This is a genomic window from Stenotrophomonas sp. TWI809 (genome assembly GCF_039673205.1).
Lineage (GTDB): Bacteria > Pseudomonadota > Gammaproteobacteria > Xanthomonadales > Xanthomonadaceae > Stenotrophomonas.
Genome location: NZ_JBDJLE010000005.1, coordinates 51,674 through 67,933, shown reverse-complemented (window position 1 = coordinate 67,933; position 16,260 = coordinate 51,674). Strand labels below are relative to the sequence as shown.

15 protein-coding genes are annotated in these 16,260 nt (G+C 68.1%); 5 read left to right on the top strand and 10 right to left on the bottom strand.

Annotated elements, in window-relative coordinates; all coding sequences use genetic code 11:
• The first annotated feature begins 410 nt into the window (after positions 1–410).
• From ABE472_RS05660 to sppA, 4 genes are all read left to right on the top strand, one after another.
• A complete protein-coding gene (locus ABE472_RS05660) occupies positions 411–1,415 on the top strand; it encodes a hypothetical protein (RefSeq protein WP_313209042.1) in 1,005 nt (334 codons plus the stop codon).
• Complete coding sequence (locus tag ABE472_RS05655) at positions 1,408–1,971, top strand: DUF3106 domain-containing protein (protein ID WP_313209043.1); 564 nt, start codon at positions 1,408–1,410, stop codon at positions 1,969–1,971. The genes ABE472_RS05660 and ABE472_RS05655 overlap by 8 nt, the downstream gene beginning before the upstream one ends.
• A 119-nt stretch (positions 1,972–2,090) precedes the next feature.
• Positions 2,091–3,455 (top strand): MATE family efflux transporter, encoded by a 1,365-nt coding sequence (locus ABE472_RS05650; RefSeq protein WP_313219492.1) that lies wholly within the window; start codon positions 2,091–2,093, stop codon positions 3,453–3,455.
• Positions 3,456–3,530: 75 nt separating this feature from the next.
• A complete protein-coding gene (sppA, locus tag ABE472_RS05645) occupies positions 3,531–5,438 on the top strand; it encodes a signal peptide peptidase SppA (RefSeq protein WP_313219493.1) in 1,908 nt (635 codons plus the stop codon).
• A gap of 74 nt (positions 5,439–5,512) precedes the next feature.
• Here sppA and ABE472_RS05640 read toward each other — a convergent pair whose 3' ends face one another.
• The gene (locus ABE472_RS05640; RefSeq protein ID WP_313219494.1) at positions 5,513–5,749 is read right to left on the bottom strand and encodes a hypothetical protein; all 237 of its coding nucleotides are present in this window, start codon (positions 5,747–5,749) and stop codon (positions 5,513–5,515) included.
• Between the two features lie 154 nt (positions 5,750–5,903).
• Between ABE472_RS05640 and ABE472_RS05635 the strand changes: the two genes are divergently transcribed.
• Positions 5,904–6,680 (top strand): SDR family oxidoreductase, encoded by a 777-nt coding sequence (locus ABE472_RS05635; protein WP_046274143.1) that lies wholly within the window; start codon positions 5,904–5,906, stop codon positions 6,678–6,680.
• A gap of 95 nt (positions 6,681–6,775) precedes the next feature.
• Here the strand turns inward: ABE472_RS05635 and ABE472_RS05630 are convergent, their stop codons facing one another.
• The 9 genes from ABE472_RS05630 to ABE472_RS05590 form a co-directional block, all read right to left on the bottom strand.
• The gene (locus tag ABE472_RS05630; RefSeq protein WP_313209047.1) at positions 6,776–7,426 is read right to left on the bottom strand and encodes a DUF4124 domain-containing protein; all 651 of its coding nucleotides are present in this window, start codon (positions 7,424–7,426) and stop codon (positions 6,776–6,778) included.
• Complete coding sequence (locus tag ABE472_RS05625; RefSeq protein WP_346465844.1) at positions 7,423–8,226, bottom strand: DUF4124 domain-containing protein; 804 nt, start codon at positions 8,224–8,226, stop codon at positions 7,423–7,425. Before ABE472_RS05625 ends, ABE472_RS05630 begins: the two co-directional genes overlap by 4 nt.
• Positions 8,227–8,269: 43 nt before the next feature.
• The gene (locus ABE472_RS05620; RefSeq protein WP_346462937.1) at positions 8,270–8,830 is read right to left on the bottom strand and encodes a Sua5/YciO/YrdC/YwlC family protein; all 561 of its coding nucleotides are present in this window, start codon (positions 8,828–8,830) and stop codon (positions 8,270–8,272) included.
• A 67-nt stretch (positions 8,831–8,897) separates the two neighbouring features.
• Positions 8,898–11,399: a DNA topoisomerase I gene (locus tag ABE472_RS05615; RefSeq protein WP_346465843.1), complete on the bottom strand. Its 2,502-nt coding sequence runs from the start codon at positions 11,397–11,399 to the stop codon at positions 8,898–8,900.
• Between the two features lie 194 nt (positions 11,400–11,593).
• Entirely contained in the window at positions 11,594–12,502 is a 909-nt protein-coding gene (locus ABE472_RS05610) for an RDD family protein (RefSeq protein ID WP_313209051.1), read from the bottom strand.
• Positions 12,503–12,547: 45 nt separating this feature from the next.
• On the bottom strand, positions 12,548–13,294 hold the full coding sequence (locus ABE472_RS05605; protein WP_346465842.1) for a pilin: 747 nt from the start codon (positions 13,292–13,294) through the stop codon (positions 12,548–12,550).
• Positions 13,295–13,332: 38 nt separating this feature from the next.
• On the bottom strand, positions 13,333–13,806 hold the full coding sequence (locus ABE472_RS05600) for a DUF494 family protein (RefSeq protein ID WP_088433666.1): 474 nt from the start codon (positions 13,804–13,806) through the stop codon (positions 13,333–13,335).
• Positions 13,807–13,848: 42 nt separating this feature from the next.
• A complete protein-coding gene (gene dprA / locus ABE472_RS05595; protein WP_346462934.1) occupies positions 13,849–14,988 on the bottom strand; it encodes a DNA-processing protein DprA in 1,140 nt (379 codons plus the stop codon).
• A 74-nt stretch (positions 14,989–15,062) separates the two neighbouring features.
• Complete coding sequence (locus tag ABE472_RS05590; RefSeq protein ID WP_313209054.1) at positions 15,063–16,193, bottom strand: LysM peptidoglycan-binding domain-containing protein; 1,131 nt, start codon at positions 16,191–16,193, stop codon at positions 15,063–15,065.
• Between the last annotated feature and the right edge of the window lie 67 nt (positions 16,194–16,260).

Genomic DNA, 16,260 nt, shown 5'->3' with positions numbered 1-16,260 from the left:
GCGGATCACGCCCATTCACCGTCTCAACCGGGTGCGCGCCCAATCATAAATCCCACCTAAATATCCGACTTGATTGGAGATTCAGGCTTATCCACATCTTCTGTGGATAAGTCTGTGTGCCACTGCGTATGTGACCGCCTTGCGTCAGGAACTTCCGACGTTCTGCTCAGGTTGGTCAAAAAATAGCCAAGCAACAATAAGCAATAAAAACAACAACATAGCTGTGAAACAAAGTTGAAACAGACTTGACGTGGGGCTCACGTGTGGTTCTACCCCGGTTTTGCGTGGTGCTGTGCACAACCTTTTGCGCCGGAAGGCTTTGCGGAGCGTGGCCGCTCACAGGAAATGAACATCCGCGCGCCGCTGGAGTGACGCAATCGCTATCATTTCCACACAATGATGGAGTTGCTATGACGGCTGCGCCCGCCCCCGTTTCTTCTACCGCAGCCGGCGCGCTGTCGGCGTTTCTCCGTGGCGTTGAACGCCGCGCCCTGGTCGTGGCCGAGCTGCAGTGCGGCGACCCGACCGTCGCCGAACAGGCGCTGGTCGCCGTCATGCGTGCCTTCGCCGGCATCGCCAGCGATCTGCCCATGGCCCAGTGGCCGGAGCGGTTCTGGTCGCTGCTGGTGCACCGCGCGCCGTTGCGCGAGCCGGCCGCAGGCCGTTGGCCTGCCCCCTTGGAGCACCTGGCCGGGCTGACCCCGCCGGCACGGTTGGCGTTTGTGCTACGGATCGGTGGCGGGCTGGATGAAGCCGCGGCCGCGCAGATCCTGGATCTGCCGATGGCCGACTACCAGCACGCACTGGCCGATGCCTGCCCGCGCGATGCCCATGGCAACCCGGATGCCGCCGGCTGGCGCGCGCTGGCCGAGCAGGTCCAGCTGCGTATCCGCGATCTGCCCGCCAGCCGGCTGCAGCGCCTGCAGCAACCGGTGGCGGCCCCGGCCAGCCAGCAACCCGATACCGCCTCCTGGCGCACGCCGGTCAAGTCCGATGCCCCCACCCAGCGCCGTCCGCTCAAGCGCCAGCGCGGCCGTCGTTTCCCGTGGAAGGGCGTGCTGATCGTGGCCGTCACTGCCGGCGTGCTGCTCGGCGGCGCGGCGTGGTGGAAACACGCCCGTCAGGGTGGCGAGCCCATGGCCGATACCCCCGAAGGTGCCGTCGCCGATGCCGGCCCGGTCACGGTCGAAGCGTTGCCGGCGGCCGACCTGCCGACCGTGGCGCCGACCGCCTCGCCCTACGCGGCCACGGACGCGGCGATGCTGGCCGATCCGGATCTGCCGACCGCCCGCGATGCCGATCTGTACGCATGGTTTGCTGCGGGTGGCCCCGTGCCCGTGGATGAATCCCAGGCCCAGCCGAGCCGCCCCGAACCCGCTACCGCCGGCCTGGAGACGGCTGCCGCCGATGAGTAAGCCTGTCTTCCTGCTGATCGCCCTCGGGCTTTCCAGTGCGGCCATCGCCGCCCCCAACCGGGTGGAGGTGCCGCTCGCGGTGCCGGCGCCGGCCAGTGCCACTGCACCGGCGATCCCGACCACCCCCGCAGCGCTGGATCCGGCCCAGCTGCGCGAGCTGCGCAGCCGCTATGCCGCCTGGCAGGCCATGACCGAAAGCGAGCGTGCCCGTGTCCGCGCCGCGGCGGCGCGCGTGGCGGCGCTGCCGCCGGCCCAGCAGCAGGCGCTTCGCCAGCGCTTCGCCGAACAGGACCAGCGCTTCCGCGACGGCTGGCTGCTTGGCCCACAGCTCGGGCATGAGTTCACCAAGCTGCAGGGCCTGTTCGGGTATCTGCCGGCCGAGCAGCGCCCCACCGCGCTGGCGGTGCTGCGCCAGCTCACGCCCTCCCAGCTCACCCAGCTGACCCTGGTCGCCCAGCGCACTCCACCGCAGGACCGCGACCGCGTGCGCGCCGAATTCCTTGGCGTGGCGCCGGCCGCACGGGACAGCTGGCTGCGCGAGAACGTGGGCCACTGACGGCTTCGGCCCGTTTACCTGAAAGCGCGGCTTTTCCCCGGCCGCGCGCGTAAGATGGCGGGCCGCAACCCGGTGCCTGTGCCCTCCGCGCGCGACCGTAGTTGCCGTCTGTGACTCCCATGTCTACCGCTTCCTCCACGCCGCGCCTCTCCCGGGAAGTGCGCGCCACCGGTCTGCTCGCGCTGCCGTTGGTTCTGGGCCATGTCTCCACCGGCCTGATCTCTTTCGTCGACAACGTGATCGCCGGTCACCACGGCACCCACACCCTCGCGGCCGTCACCATCGGCACGGCGCTGCTGTGGCTGCCGATGCTGATCCCGATCGGCACCCTGATCTCGCTGACCGCCTCGGTGTCGCAGCTGCACGGTGCGGGCCGCGAGCGCGAGATCGGTCCGCTGTTCCGCCAGGCGCTGTGGCTGGCGCTGGGGCTGGGGCTGATCATGTTCACTTTCCTCACGGTGGTGCCGCCGCTGCTGCCGGCGTTCGGCATCGCGCCGGATATCGTGCCCGGCGCGACCGCGTTCCTGCATGCGGTGCGCTGGGGCGGCCCAGCGCTGACGCTGTACTTCTGCATGCGCTACCTCAGCGAAGGGATGCACTGGACGCTGCCGACCATGCTGCTCGGCTTTGGTGGCCTGTTGGTGCTGGCGCCGCTGGGCTACGTGCTCTGCTACGGCAAGCTCGGCTTCCCCGAGCTGGGCGCCGAAGGCCTGGGCATGGCCTCGGCGATCATGATGTGGCTGCAGGCGCTGTGCTTTGCCGGTTACCTGTGGAAGACCAAGCGCTTCGCCCACCTGCAGTTGTTCTCGCACTTCGACGCGCCGCGCTGGAGCGCGATCTGGGAGCTGCTGCGCACCGGCCTGCCGATCGGCATCACCGTGCTGATGGAAGGCGGCCTGTTCATCGTCACCGCGCTGCTGATCGGCCGCCTCGGCGCCACCGAAGCGGCCTCGCACCAGATCGCGATCAATGTGGCGCAGCTGTGCTTCATGATCCCGATGGGCGTGGCCGAAGCCACCACGGTGCGGGTCGGCCATGCGGTCGGCAGCGGCAACGGGCTGGGTGTGCGCCGCGCGGCGATCGCCGGGCTGCTGATCATCCTGGGCACCCAGACGCTGTCGGCGCTGGTGCTGCTGCTTGGCCATGACGCCATCGTCGGCGTCTACACGAACGATCTGGGCGTGGCTGCACTGGCCTCGACCCTGCTGCTGTATGCAGCCGCGTTCCAGTTCCCGGATGGCATCCAGGTGCTTTCGGCCGGTGCGTTGCGCGGCCTGAAGGACACCCGCGTGCCGATGTTCATCGCCATGTTCTCGTACTGGGGCCTGGGCATGCCGCTCGGCGCCGGGCTGGGACTGGGCTTGGGCATGGGCCCGCAGGGCATGTGGCTGGGCCTGATCCTGGGCCTGACCGCCGCCGCGATCCTCATGGCCTGGCGCCTGCGCGTGAGCAGCGCCCGTGCCGGCCTCCCCTCGACCCCCTGACTTGTGTCCGATGCCGGCGCGCCCGGCAACGGCTATTCTGGCACCACGGCAAGAAGCCACTCTGGAGTTACCCCCATGAACCAACCCGCGCGTCGCAATCCCGTCGCCAGCTTCTTCATCGGGCTGTGGGATGTGATGAACTTTACCCGCCGGCTCATCCTCAACCTGGTGTTCTTCGGCCTGCTGTTCCTGATCCTGATCCTGTTCATCGTCGCGATGGGCAAGAGCGCGACCTCGAAGGCGTCGCTGCAGGACCGCACCACGCTGGTCATCGCGCCGGAAGGTCGGCTGGTCGAGCAGTTCAGCGCCGATCCGGTCAGCCGCGCGCTGGGCAAGGCCGTCGGTGACAAGGGCGCCGAAGAAATCCAGCTGCGTGATCTGATCCGCGCGCTGGAGGCGGCCAAGACCGACAAGAAGATCGAGCGTGTGGTGCTGGAGCTGGACAAGCTGCAGCCGAGCGGCTTCGCCTCGATGCGCGAAGTGACCGTAGCGCTGCAGGAACTGCGTGCCGCCGGCAAGCAGGTCGTGGCCTTCAGCGAGAACATGAGCCAGTCGCAGTACCTGCTGGCCTCGCAGGCCGATGAGGTCTACCTGGACCCGATGGGCGGCGTGGTGCTCGAGGGCCTGGGCCGCTATCGCCAGTACTTCCGCACCGGCCTGCAGGACAAGCTGGGCGTGGACGTGCACCTGTTCAAGGTGGGTGAGTACAAGTCGGCCGCCGAGCCGTACGTGCTGGACGCCGCATCGCCGCAGGCCAAGGAAGCCGACCTGTTCTGGATGAACGATGTGTGGCAGCGCTACCTGGCCGACATCGCCAAGGCACGCAAGCTCGACCCGGCCCAGCTGGCCGCCGGCATCGATACCATGCCCGAAGGCATCGCCGCCGCTGGTGGCGACCTGGCCAAGTTCGCCCTGCAGCAGAAGCTGGTGGACGGCCTGAAGACGCGCGAGGAAGTGGACACCCTGCTCACCGAGCGCGGCATCGCCGACGACGACGCGGACGGTGGCTACCGCAACGTCAATCTGGATGCCTACCTGAGCGTGCTCGATGGCCGCCGTTCGCCGGTGGATTCGCGTCCGCAGGTGGCGGTGATCGTGGCGTCCGGTGAAATCTCCGGTGGCGATCTGCCGGCCGGCCGCATCGGTGGCGAGTCGACCTCGGCCCTGCTGCGCGAAGCGCGCGACGACAAGGACGTGAAGGCCGTGGTGCTGCGCGTGAGCTCGCCGGGCGGTGAAGTGTTCGCCTCCGAGCAGATCCGCCGTGAAGTGGTCGCGCTGAAGGAAGCCGGCAAGCCGGTGGTGGTCTCGATGGGCGATCTGGCCGCCTCGGGCGGTTACTGGATCAGCATGAATGCCGATCGCATCTACGCTGACCCCTCCACGATCACCGGTTCGATCGGCATCTTCGGGATGATCCCGAACGTGGCCCGCTCGCTGGACAAGATCGGCGTGCATACCGATGGCGTGGGCACCACCCGCTTCGCCGGTGCGTTCGACATCACCCGCCCGATGGACCCGGCCGTGGGCCAGGTCATCCAGTCGGTGATCAACAAGGGCTACGCCGATTTCACCGGCAAGGTCGCCGCCGCGCGCAACAAGCCGGTGGAAGCGGTTGATGAAGTCGCCCGCGGTCGTGTGTGGAGCGGTGCGCAGGCCAAGGAACGTGGCCTGGTCGATGACTTCGGTGGCCTGAAGGCCGCGGTGGCGGATGCCGCCAGCCGCGCCAAGCTTGGTGAGGCCGGCAAGTTCCGCGTGCGTTACATCGAGAAGGCGGCCACGCCGTTCGCGCAGTTCCTCAGCGGCTTCGCCGGCAGCCATGCCGGTGCCTGGATGCTGGGCGAGTCGGGCATGGCCCGTCTGATGCTGGCCCGTTCGATGCCGGAGCTGGACACCCAGCTGCGCTTCGTCGAGGACGCCGCACGCGACCCGCGCAACAACGCCGCGCCGGTCAAGACGCTGGTGTACTGCTTCTGCGGTCTGTAAGCGGCCTCAGCGGTACTGTGTGACACCCGAACGCCCGGCCTGTGCCGGGCGTTCTGCCATCCGGCCGATGGGTGTCAGGGGCTGGGCGGTGGCGTGTCACCGCTGGCGCGGTCGGCTTCGGCGGCGCGGGCATCGGCGGACTGCTGCAGGGTGTCACTGACCGCCTTGGCGCGGTCGATCGGTGCCTGGATCGCATCGCGCAGTTCAGTGGCCTGCGGTTCCGGTGGTGTGTCCGGTGCCGGCGGCACTGGCCGGTTGCAGGCGCTCAGCGCGATCATCGCGAGCAGCGGCAGGGCAATACGGATCGTCATGGCAACCTCCCTCGGTGAGCCGGTAGCGGAGCATCAGTGTCCCACCGCCTCGCGCCTTGCGCGTGATGGCGTCCGGTAGGCCGGCCATCGCGCGTTATCCTATCCGGGCCGCACCGTGGGTGCTGCATCCCATGGATCACCGCAGGAGAAGCACGTGAGCGCGCAACGTTGGCGACTGGATGGACAGACCGCATTGATCACCGGCGCGAGTGCCGGCATCGGCTTGGCGATCGCGCGCGAACTGCTAGGCTTCGGTGCGGACCTGCTGATCGTCGGCCGCGATGCGGATGCGCTGGAGATGGCCCGCGATGAACTGGCTGATGCCTACCCGGATCGTGAGATCCACGGGCTGGCTGCCGACGTCTCCGATGACGAGGACCGCCGCGAAATCCTGGACTGGGTGGAGGACCACAGCGATGGGCTGCACATCCTGGTCAACAACGCCGGTGGCAACATCAGCAAGCCGGCCACCGAATACACCGAAGACGAGTGGCGCGGGATCTTCGAGACCAACCTGTTTTCGGCGTTCGAGCTGTCGCGCTACGCGCACCCGCTGCTGGCGCGGCACGCGGCCTCGGCGATCGTCAACGTCGGCAGCGTGTCCGGCCTGACCCACGTGCGCAGCGGCGCGGTGTACGGCATGACCAAGGCCGCGATGCACCAGATGACCCGCAATCTGGCGGTGGAGTGGGCAGAGGACGGCATCCGCGTCAACGCCGTGGCGCCGTGGTACATCCGCACCCGGCGGACCTCCGGGCCGTTGTCCGATCCGGACTACTACGAGCAGGTGATCGACCGCACGCCGATGCGCCGTATCGGCGAGCCCGAAGAGGTGGCGGCGGCGGTCGGTTTCCTGTGCCTGCCAGCCTCCAGCTATGTCACCGGCGAGTGCATCGCGGTGGACGGTGGGTTCCTGCGCTACGGGTTCTGAGCCGGCCAGCGGCCGGCACTGCCGGTCACAGGGTGCGCGGCAGAACGCGGTCATGACGCACGGTGAATCCAGTCACGACGCGGGGTTAAACCCGGTCATGGCACGGGGCAATCGCTCTCGGCCAACACGGCTTCCAGCCGCGTACGTTCGGCGGTCGCCGCGGCCTGGTTCTCCGGCGCAGCGAAGCGCTCGCGCCCGCGCGCATCGCGCAAGCGCTGCTGCCAGCTGCTGCAGCGCTGTTGCTCCGCTACCGGCTCGCAGGCATCGCGCACCACTTCGCAGCTGGCTGCATTGCTCGGCGCATGGCTGCCCCCCAGGCCGGTAAGGGCCAGCGATTCGCAGCGTGACGGGGCCGGCTCGCGCTCGTGCAGGTAGCGGCCGCCATCGGCAGAAACGCACTGGTAGATCTCCGGCAGCGGCGGTTTGGGTGGGCGGGCGTCGTCGGGCTCCTCCGCCGCGGCTGCCGGGCGCAGCGCTGCGCTGTCGAGCAGGCCGCTGTCTTCGTCGCCGTCCTGCGGCAACGGCGGCATGCGGTAGTCAGGGGTGGGCGCAGCCGGCGCATTCTCCACGGCTGCCGGGCCACGCACCGGCGCGCTGATCCGCTGGATGCGCTGCTCGCTGCCAGCGGGGCAGGCGACGCTCTGGATGGTCAACTGGCCGCCCGCATCGGTGCAGCGGAAGAACACCGCCTCGTCCGCCGCAGCGGGCAGGCTCACAAGCAACAGAAGCAGCAGGCAGCGTGTCATGCCCCCCCGCAGTCCTGGTCCAGGCGCGCATCGATCCCGCGCTGCTCGCGGGTCAGCGCGTCGCGTTCGCTCTGCAGCGCACTGTTGTAGCGGCGGATCAGCGCCCAGCGCCGGTCTTTCAGCCGCGCGCAGACTTCCTGTGCGGGCAGCGCATGGCATTCGTCGCGCACCAGCACGTTGCCGGCCGGTACCACCACGCTGTTGCCCAACCCCGGATGCGGATACCCACCGCCCTGCCAGTGCGAGCTGCCGCCGCCGATGCTGATGCTGCCGCCCACCCGCGAGCCGGTGCCGGTCACCGAGACCGCACCGCCACTGCTGCTCACCGAACCGCTGCCCATCGGTGCGATCGGTGGCAGCGGACGCGACGGCCGATAGCCACCCGACGGCGGCCTCGGGCCAGGTGGATACGGCAGATAGGCCTCGGTCCAGATCGGCACCCAGCGTGGATTGCCCTCGTTGCTGTCGCTGACGTAGCTGTCGCCCTCGCTGGTGGTGCACTCGTACATCGGCTGCGGCGGCTGCACGTGCACGTAGCGCACCTCGCGCTCGGGTGCGCGCGGGGCAGGCATCGGGTCGGGCGCGCGGTCGCTGCGCACTACCTGCGGGGCCGGGTCGCGTGGGCGCTGCAGGTCGCGGACTTCCTGCCGGCCCTCGCGGCATGGCACGTCCTGCAGCGAGACGGCGCCGTTGCTGCCCACGCAGCGGTAGACGCGCACGTTGTCGCTCTGCGCGGCGGCGGGCACGGCAGGGCTCAGCAACGTGAGCAGGGACAACCACAGAGCAGGGCGCAGGGTCATGCGGCCAGTGTGCGGCTTTGCCCGCCCGCGCGCAAAAGGCGGCTCAGCTGCGCAATACCTGGCCGCTGAGCGCATCGCGGATCGGCGTGGGCTGCGCCAGGCCACCGGTCTGCCCATCGATCAGGCCATCCAGCAACGCCAGCAGGCGCGGGTCCAGTTCGGCGCGTGTGCGTGCTGGCGGCTCGCCGGCGAGATTGGCACTGGTGGAGACCAGTGGGCCGCCCCAGGCGCGGCACAGCGCGGCGACCAGGGGGTGCGCGCTGATGCGCACCGCGATGCCGCTGTGTTCGCCGGTGATCCAGCGCGGCGCACGTTCGCCAGCGGGCAGGATCCAGGTGTTGGCACCGGGCCAGCTGGCCAGGACCGCGCCTTGGCGATCCAGCGGCAGGGCATCCATCCGCACCCAGCCATCCAGTTGGGCCGGATCGGCGGCAACCAGGATCATCCCCTTCTCGACCGGGCGCTGCTTGAGCTGCAGCAGCTTCATCACCGCCGCTTCGTGCGCGGGATCGCAGCCCAGCCCCCAGACCGCTTCGGTGGGATAGGCGATCACCCCGCCGGCGCGCAGCGCAGGCAGGGCAGTGTCCACAGTGAGTTCGTTCATTACAGGCGACCCGGGTGCATGGCCCGCATTATCCTCCCGCCGTGGCGGGAGGGGTCAACCAGGGCGGTCAGGAGGCCTTTTTGACGGCCTTCTTCACGGCTTTCTTGGCCACCTTCTTGGTGGCCTTCTTCGCCGTGGCCTTCTTGGCAACCTTCTTCACCGCAGCCTTCTTGGTGGCGGTCTTCTTGGTCGCTTCGCCAGCGGCGGCTTTCTTGGCCGGTGCCTTCTTGGCCACCACCTTCTTGGCGGCCTTCTTGCCGAAGCCCTTGCGCACCGGCTTGCCGGTTTCTTCCATCAGCGTCTGCACTTCGGCCAAGGTCAGCGAGGCGGGCTCGCGATCCTTCGGGATCTTGCCGTTCATCTTGCCGTCGCTGATGTACGGGCCGAAGCGACCATTGAGGACCTGGATCTCGCTGCCGTCGAATTCCTTGATGATCCGGTTGCGCGCGATCTCTTCCTTCTCTTCGATCAGGAACACGGCGCGGGCCAGGTCGATGGTGTACGGGTCGTCTTCTTTCTTCAGCGAGGCATAGGTGCTGCCACGCTTGGCGAACGGACCGAACCGGCCGATGCCGACGCTGACGTCCTCGTCCTTGTCCTGGCCGAGCGCACGCGGCATCAGGAACAGCTCCAGCGCGTCTTCCAGGGAGATGGTGTGCATCGACTGGCCGGGGCGCAGCGAGGCGAACTTGGGCTTGTCCTCGGCGTCCTCGGCGGTGCTGCCGATCGCCGCGTACGGCCCGAAGCGGCCCAGCCGCACGCTGACCGGCTTGCCGGTCTTGGGGTCGGTGCCGAGCTCGCGCGCGCCACTGGCCTCGGCGCGATCGACCGATTCGTTCTTTTCGCCGACCAGCTTGTGGAACGGTTCCCAGAAGCGCGCCATCAGCGGGATCCAGTCCTCCTCGCCACGCGACACCGCATCGAGCTCGTCTTCGAGCTTGGCGGTGAAGTCGTAATCCACGTACTGGGTGAAGTGGCTGGACAGGAACTTGGAGACCGCGCGGCCGACGTCGGACGGGCGGAAGCTGCGGCCCTCCATCTCCACGTACTTGCGGAACAGCAGGGTCTGGATGATCGAGGCATAGGTCGAGGGGCGGCCGATGCCGTACTCCTCGAGCGCCTTGACCAGCGCCGCTTCGGTGAAGCGCGGCGGCGGCTGGGTGAAGTGCTGTTCGGCCAGGATGCGATCGAGCGGCACGCGGTCGCCGGGCTTCATCGCCGGCAGCTTGCGGCCTTCATCGTCGTCGTCGGCACTCTTGTTGTCCTTGCCTTCCTCGTACACGGCCAGGAAGCCGGGCACGACCACGGTGGTGCCGCTGGCGCGGAACACATGCTCGCTGCCGGCCGACAGGTCCACGCTGACGGTGTTGAGCGTGGCCGGGATCATCTGGCAGGCGACGGCGCGCTTCCAGATCAGCTCGTACAGCTTGCGCTCGTCATCGGTGAGGAAGCGCGCCACCTGGGCCGGGGTGCGCAGCGCCGAGGTCGGACGCACGGCTTCGTGCGCTTCCTGGGCGTTCTTGGATTTGGTCTGGTAGGTGTTGGGCTGGTCCGGCAGCGAGCCGATGCCGTAATCGCGTGCGATCACATCGCGGATTTCGGCCAGCGCGTCCTGCGAGAGGTTCACCGAGTCGGTACGCATGTACGAGATCAGGCCGACAGTGCCTTCTTCCTCACCGATCGCCATGCCTTCATACAGCTTCTGCGCGACCTGCATGGTCTTGCGCGTGGTGAAACCGAGCTTGCGCGAGGCTTCCTGCTGCAGCGTGGAGGTGGTGAACGGCGGCGCCGGGCGGCGCTTGCGCTCCTTGCTGACCACGTCGGTGACGTGCAGGGCGCCCTGGGCGGCCTGCTGGATGCGCAGGCGCGCGGCCTCGGCGGTATCGCCGTCGGTCACGGTGAACTGTTCGAACTTCTGCCCGTCCAGCTTGATCAGGCGCGCATTGAAGTGCTGCGAGGGATGCGCGCACAGCGCATCGATGCTCCAGTACTCGCGGGCGATGAAGGCTTCGATCTCTTCTTCGCGCTCGACGATCATGCGCAGTGCCGGGCTCTGCACACGGCCGGCGGACAGGCCGCGCTGCACCTTGCGCCACAGCACCGGGGACAGGTTGAAGCCGACCAGGTAATCCAGCGCGCGGCGCGCCTGCTGGGCATCGACCAGGTCACCGGCGATTTCGCGCGGGTGGCCCATCGCTTCCTTGATGGCGCGCGGGGTGATCTCGGTGAAGACCACGCGCTGCATCGGCTTGTCCTTGACCAGCCCGCGCTCCTTCAGGATCTCGGCGATGTGCCAGCTGATCGCTTCACCCTCGCGATCCGGATCGGTCGCCAGGAAGATGTCGTCGGCGCCCTTGGCGGCCTTGACGATGGCATCGACGTGCTTTTCGTTCTTCTCGATGAGGTCGTACCGCATCGCGAAGTTGTTGTCGGGGTCGACCGCGCCTTCCTTGGGCACCAGGTCACGCACATGCCCATACGAGGCCAGGACAGTGAAGTCCTTGCCGAGGTATTTGTTGATCGTCTTGGCCTTGGCGGGCGATTCGACGATGAGCAGGTGCTTGGGCATGGCGTCAGGATTCTATGGGCAGGGCCCCGGGGAGGGCCGCTAGGGTGGAGCAAATGGCCGCATTAGTGAAGCGGCGCGGGCGATATACATAAACCGAACGCCCGGGGGTGGGCCGGGCGTTCAGCTTTCTGCCTATTAGTGGAATCACGCCGGGCCCGCTCATGTCAAGCGGCCCGGTGTGAGGATGGCTCGGATCAGGACATCGAGGCGATCACGCCGATCATCGCGATCATCACGCCGAACAGGGCGACCACGGCCAGTGCGGCGATCACCAGGATCACGATGGTGACCGTGCCCAGGCCGCGCTGCTGCAGCTCGGGGTGCTCGGTGAAGGCCCACTTGTCCACCACCAGGGTGTCGCACATCATGTCGTGCAATGCCTGCTTGCGCTCGGTGAAGGCGGCCATGATGAAGCCGATCATCAGGATCAGGCTGCTGACGATGGTTGCCAGGTAGCGGCAGAAGGCCCGCAGGAAGCTGATCCGCTCGCCATTGCCGCGCACGACCTTGATGCCGACGGCCATCTTGCCCAGCGTGGCGCCACCGCGCGAGGCGTGGAAGCCGGCGTAGTAGCCAATGCTGATCACCATGCTGAGCAGCATCACCACCAGCGTCAGCGCGACCTGTACGCCTTCGTTGCCCGAGCCGGCGCCCATCACGTTGATGATCATGCTCAGCGGCAGGGTGACCACGGTGAGCAGGATGTAATCGATGAAGTAGGCGGCGTAGCGCTTCCAGAAACCGGCATAGACCACGTCCTGGCCATGGACCACGGCCGTGTTGGCGTAGCCGGTGGCCGCGGCAGGCGCGGTGTACGGCGAGTAGGTGCCGCCACCGGTGCCCGGCAGTGGCGCGGTGCCATTGTCGATGGCGGTGTAATCCCCGCGCAGGTCGATGCCGCTGCCGAGATTGCTGGCGGCCGCGGCGAGATGCTGCAGCTGCAGCTCATCGACGGCCTCGGACAGTGGCGCCCACTGCGCGAACCCTTCGCGCCACACCAGCGTGGCCAGGGTGATGTCACCGCGCTGGAAGCGCTGGCGCATCTCCTCTGCGCTCAGCGGCCCCTGACGTTCCTGGCCATCGGCGAAATACCACTCAGTCATTGCTTCAATCCCCTGTTGGGTGCATCCATGGACATGTGTCCGTTATCAGCCGCGGCATTCCAGCGGCAGGTAGGTATCGTCGGGCTCGCCGCTGCATTCCCACTGCCCGGCACCGTTGTAGTCCAGCCACAACAGCTTGCCGTCCAGCGCGGCATTGCCGGGCACGGTGAGCTCGGCTTCCACGCCGCAGTGGCCATTGTTGAAGCGGCCGATCCGCACGGCGTTGATCGCGCCGTCGGCGTAGGCTTCGGCCGGCTGGAAGCCCTCGTCATCGTTGACCGGGCAGCGGCCATGTGCGCTGTGGAACCCGGCCACCGCGAGCTTGACCGGGGCCAGCGTCACCAGTGCTTCACTGGTTTTGGCCCGCGCCACATAGTCCCGATAGGCGGGCAGCGCAAACGAGGCGAGGACCGCGCCGACGATCAGCACCAGCACCACGATCACGGCCGCAACGATGCCCACGATCGCGCACCCGCTCAATCCCTTGCGGGGTGGGGGAACGGCGGCGGGGTTGGCGGGGGACACGGGGGTGACGGGAACGCCGGGCGCGGCGGGCAGCGCCGGTGGCACGGCGGGGCCGGGAACCGGCTCTGCCACCACCTCGACGGCGGGGGCGATGTCCAGGCCGATCTCGGCCGCCACGGTTTCCAGCGGCTGCCACTGGACCATGCCGTCGCGCCAGACCAGCGTATCCAGTGCGATGCGGCTGGAATGGTAGAGCGCGATCAACTCGTCAGCAGGCAGCGGACCGCGCTGCTGACTGTTTCCTTCTGCAAAGAACCACTGCTCCACCGGCCCGCTCCTGAATGCGCAAGGCGCTCAGTGTAAGGTCAGTGAAGCGGTTCCGGCTCGTCCACGAACATCTGGGTTTCCATCCAGGCGTACGCGGCCTCGGCCCCGGGCTGGTTGAACAGCACCATCAGCACGACCCACTTGAGGTCGTCCAGGTCCAGTTCGTCCTGGTCCAGCGCCATCGCACGGTCGAGCACCAGCTCACGCTGGCTGGCATCGAGGATGCCGTGCTGCTCCAGGAACATCAAAAAGCCACGGCCTTCCACGTCGAGCTTGTCCAGCTCGGGCCCATGGAAAATGCGCACCGGGCCATTGACGCGGCCCAGCACCACGGCCGGGCGCTGCTCGGCGAGCGCGTCCAGCCAGTCAAAGGCTTTGTTGATCTCGGTGGGGCTGAAGCCGGCCTGGATCAGGCCGTTCTGGAGGGAGTCGCGGTCGCGGATGAGGTCCGCGTCTTCGCTGAAATAGTGTTCGAACAGGTACAGCAGGACATCCAGAATGCTCTCTTTCATTGCCCCTCGGCCTGCGTCAACGACGCTGTGGAGGTGAAGAAACTAGGGTTTTCGACAGTAGCGACCATAGGCGGCCATTACCTTTCCATCCAGTTCCATGACCAGCAGCATGGCCGACAGCTGGGCCGCCGTCAATCCGCTGCGCTGGATCAATGAATCCATACCCGTTGGGTCATGATCCAGGGCTTTCCACAAGCACTGGTAGTCCGGGTCGGTGTAGGAAGGGGCGCGCTCGGGCGCCGGTCGTGCCTGTTCAGTGGGGGCGTCCAAGCGGGTTCGCAAGGCCCCGGCCAGGGTCTGGGCGAGCGCGGCCAACCCGGCGGTCACCTCGGCCGGCGTCTCCACCAGCGCTGCGCCCTGCCGGATCAGCCGATGGCAGCCGCGGGCGCGGGGATTGCGGATCGAGCCGGGCAGGGCGAACACCTCGCGGCCCGCCTCGGCCGCGCAGCGCGCGGTGATCAGGGCGCCGGAGCGCTCGGCGGCCTCGATCACCAGGGTGCCCAGGCTGAGCCCGGCGATGATCCGGTTGCGTGCGGGGAAGTGCGCCTGGGTTGCCGGCATGCCTGGGGCGTACTCGCTGACCACCGCGCCGGTGGCGGCAATCCGTTCATGCAGCGCGGCATGCCGGGGCGGATAGGTCTGGTCCAGGCCGGTGGCGACCACGGCCACGGTCATGCCCCCGGTCACCTGCAATGCGCCGTCATGGGCGTGGGCATCGACCCCGGCCGCCAGCCCGCTGATGACCGACCAGCCCTCGCCGGCCAGCGCGGTGGCGAAGGCATGCGCGTGCTCGCGGCCGCCGGCAGTGGGCGAGCGGCTGCCGACCACCGCCACCGCCGGGTGCCAGAGCCGCGCCGGGTCACCGTCCACGAACAACGCCACGGGCGGTTCCTCGATCTGGTTGAGCAGCGCCGGGTAGTCCGGATCGGTCACGCCGAGCAGGTGATGGTGCTCCTCGGCCAGCCATGCCAGGGCCTGTGCCAGGTAGCGTTCGTCCGGCAACGCGAGCCGGGCGCGTTGCGCTGGAGTACAGCCGGCGGCCCGCCAGGCGGTCGGGCCGGCCCGCAGGGCGGCCGCCGCATCGGAGAACTGGCGCAGCAGGCGCAGGCGAGGCGGCAGCGCGCCCCCGGCCAGGACCAGGGTGAGCAGGGCGGTGGAGGCGGCAAGGCAGGGAATGGGCATCCCGATACCCTGGCCCGGAAATGACGACGGCGCCCTAGGGCGCCGTCGGATCGCAGGGTAGGACTCCGCCGCGCTTACTGCTTATCCGGATGCAGTGCCGAATAGCCGACCCTGACCGGCTTCACGCCTTCCATCACCAGCGCGTAGCTGACGTTCTCGAACGTGCGGAAGACCATCGCATGGGCGGCGTACTCGTCCGGCAGGGTGACCCGGCCGGCACCGCTGGTCAGCGAATCGTCCATCCGCGACGAGTTCGGGTAATCCATGCGGTGGGCCACATGGCGGCCCTGGCGCCACAGCGAGAACACGGTGCCGTTGTCGACCCCGTTGGCACTGCCGGCGGAGATCGCGATCACATCGCGCGGGCCGCCGGAGGTGAAGGTGTCGGCGACGGCCAGCACGCGCACGTCCAGATCGACGGCCTGCGGCGCGGGCACATGCGGCACGAACTGCAGGTCGTACGGGCGGGCCTCGACCGGAACCAGGCGGTCACCGGCGCGGACTTCACGGCCGTCCACCTGGCCCTGCAGCACCAGCGAGGTCACCTCGACACTGCCGCTCTGTACCCGGCTCACCGTGCCGACGTTGATCTGGGCCAGTTCGTAGCCCAGCGTCTGGTGCCGCTTGCTCGGCACGATGAACGTCTTCCAGAGGTTGCCGCTGCCGGGCGTGGTATCGCCGCGGGCATTGAGGTCTTCGGTCGGCTTGGGCAGGGCGTACTGCACCGTCGGGCGGACCACCGCGTAGCGCTGGCCGACCTGGGCGTTCTCCAGGCCGCGCACATAGGCAGTCTGGCCGGTGGTGGCGCGCAGGCGGTTTTCTTCCAGATTGACCACGTAGGGCAGCGACTTGACCTCGTCGACCACGCTCAGCTGCTTCAGGAAGGGCTCGACCTGCTCCAGCGGGACGCCGTTGATCGGGGCCTCCTGGCGCGGGCCGGGCTGGGCCACGACGCGGTCCAGATAGGCCAGGCTGAGCACGTCACCCGGGTAGATCAGGTGCGGATTCTTGACCTGCGGGTTGGCCTGCCAGATCTCCGGCCACAGCCAGGGCTTCTGCAGGAAACGCGCCGAGATGTCCCATAGCGTGTCCCCTTTGCGCACGACATAGGTATCCGGGTGCCCGCCATTCATTTCCACGGCGGTAGCATAGGTAGCGACGGTCAGCATCGCCACGGCGACGACCGTACGAGTTCGTTCAAACATAGATGTGGTGCCTGATTCCCCAACAGGTTCGCGCACTATAGTCCAGAAACCGGGGCGCGGGGCAAGC

Excerpts from the sequence above, each read along its gene's own strand:
- dprA (WP_346462934.1), bottom strand. The coding sequence starts at position 14,988 with ATGCCCATTCCCTGCCTTGCCGCCTCCACCGCCCTGCTCACCCTGGTC.
- ABE472_RS05615 (WP_346465843.1), bottom strand. The coding sequence starts at position 11,399 with ATGCCCAAGCACCTGCTCATCGTCGAATCGCCCGCCAAGGCCAAGACG.
- ABE472_RS05590 (WP_313209054.1), bottom strand. The coding sequence starts at position 16,193 with ATGTTTGAACGAACTCGTACGGTCGTCGCCGTGGCGATGCTGACCGTC.
- ABE472_RS05655 (WP_313209043.1), top strand. The coding sequence starts at position 1,408 with ATGAGTAAGCCTGTCTTCCTGCTGATCGCCCTCGGGCTTTCCAGTGCG.
- ABE472_RS05640 (WP_313219494.1), bottom strand. The coding sequence starts at position 5,749 with ATGACGATCCGTATTGCCCTGCCGCTGCTCGCGATGATCGCGCTGAGC.
- ABE472_RS05660 (WP_313209042.1), top strand. The coding sequence starts at position 411 with ATGACGGCTGCGCCCGCCCCCGTTTCTTCTACCGCAGCCGGCGCGCTG.
- ABE472_RS05620 (WP_346462937.1), bottom strand. The coding sequence starts at position 8,830 with ATGAACGAACTCACTGTGGACACTGCCCTGCCTGCGCTGCGCGCCGGC.
- sppA (WP_313219493.1), top strand. The coding sequence starts at position 3,531 with ATGAACCAACCCGCGCGTCGCAATCCCGTCGCCAGCTTCTTCATCGGG.
- ABE472_RS05625 (WP_346465844.1), bottom strand. The coding sequence starts at position 8,226 with ATGACCCTGCGCCCTGCTCTGTGGTTGTCCCTGCTCACGTTGCTGAGC.
- ABE472_RS05600 (WP_088433666.1), bottom strand. The coding sequence starts at position 13,806 with ATGAAAGAGAGCATTCTGGATGTCCTGCTGTACCTGTTCGAACACTAT.
- ABE472_RS05610 (WP_313209051.1), bottom strand. The coding sequence starts at position 12,502 with ATGACTGAGTGGTATTTCGCCGATGGCCAGGAACGTCAGGGGCCGCTG.
- ABE472_RS05650 (WP_313219492.1), top strand. The coding sequence starts at position 2,091 with ATGTCTACCGCTTCCTCCACGCCGCGCCTCTCCCGGGAAGTGCGCGCC.
- ABE472_RS05630 (WP_313209047.1), bottom strand. The coding sequence starts at position 7,426 with ATGACACGCTGCCTGCTGCTTCTGTTGCTTGTGAGCCTGCCCGCTGCG.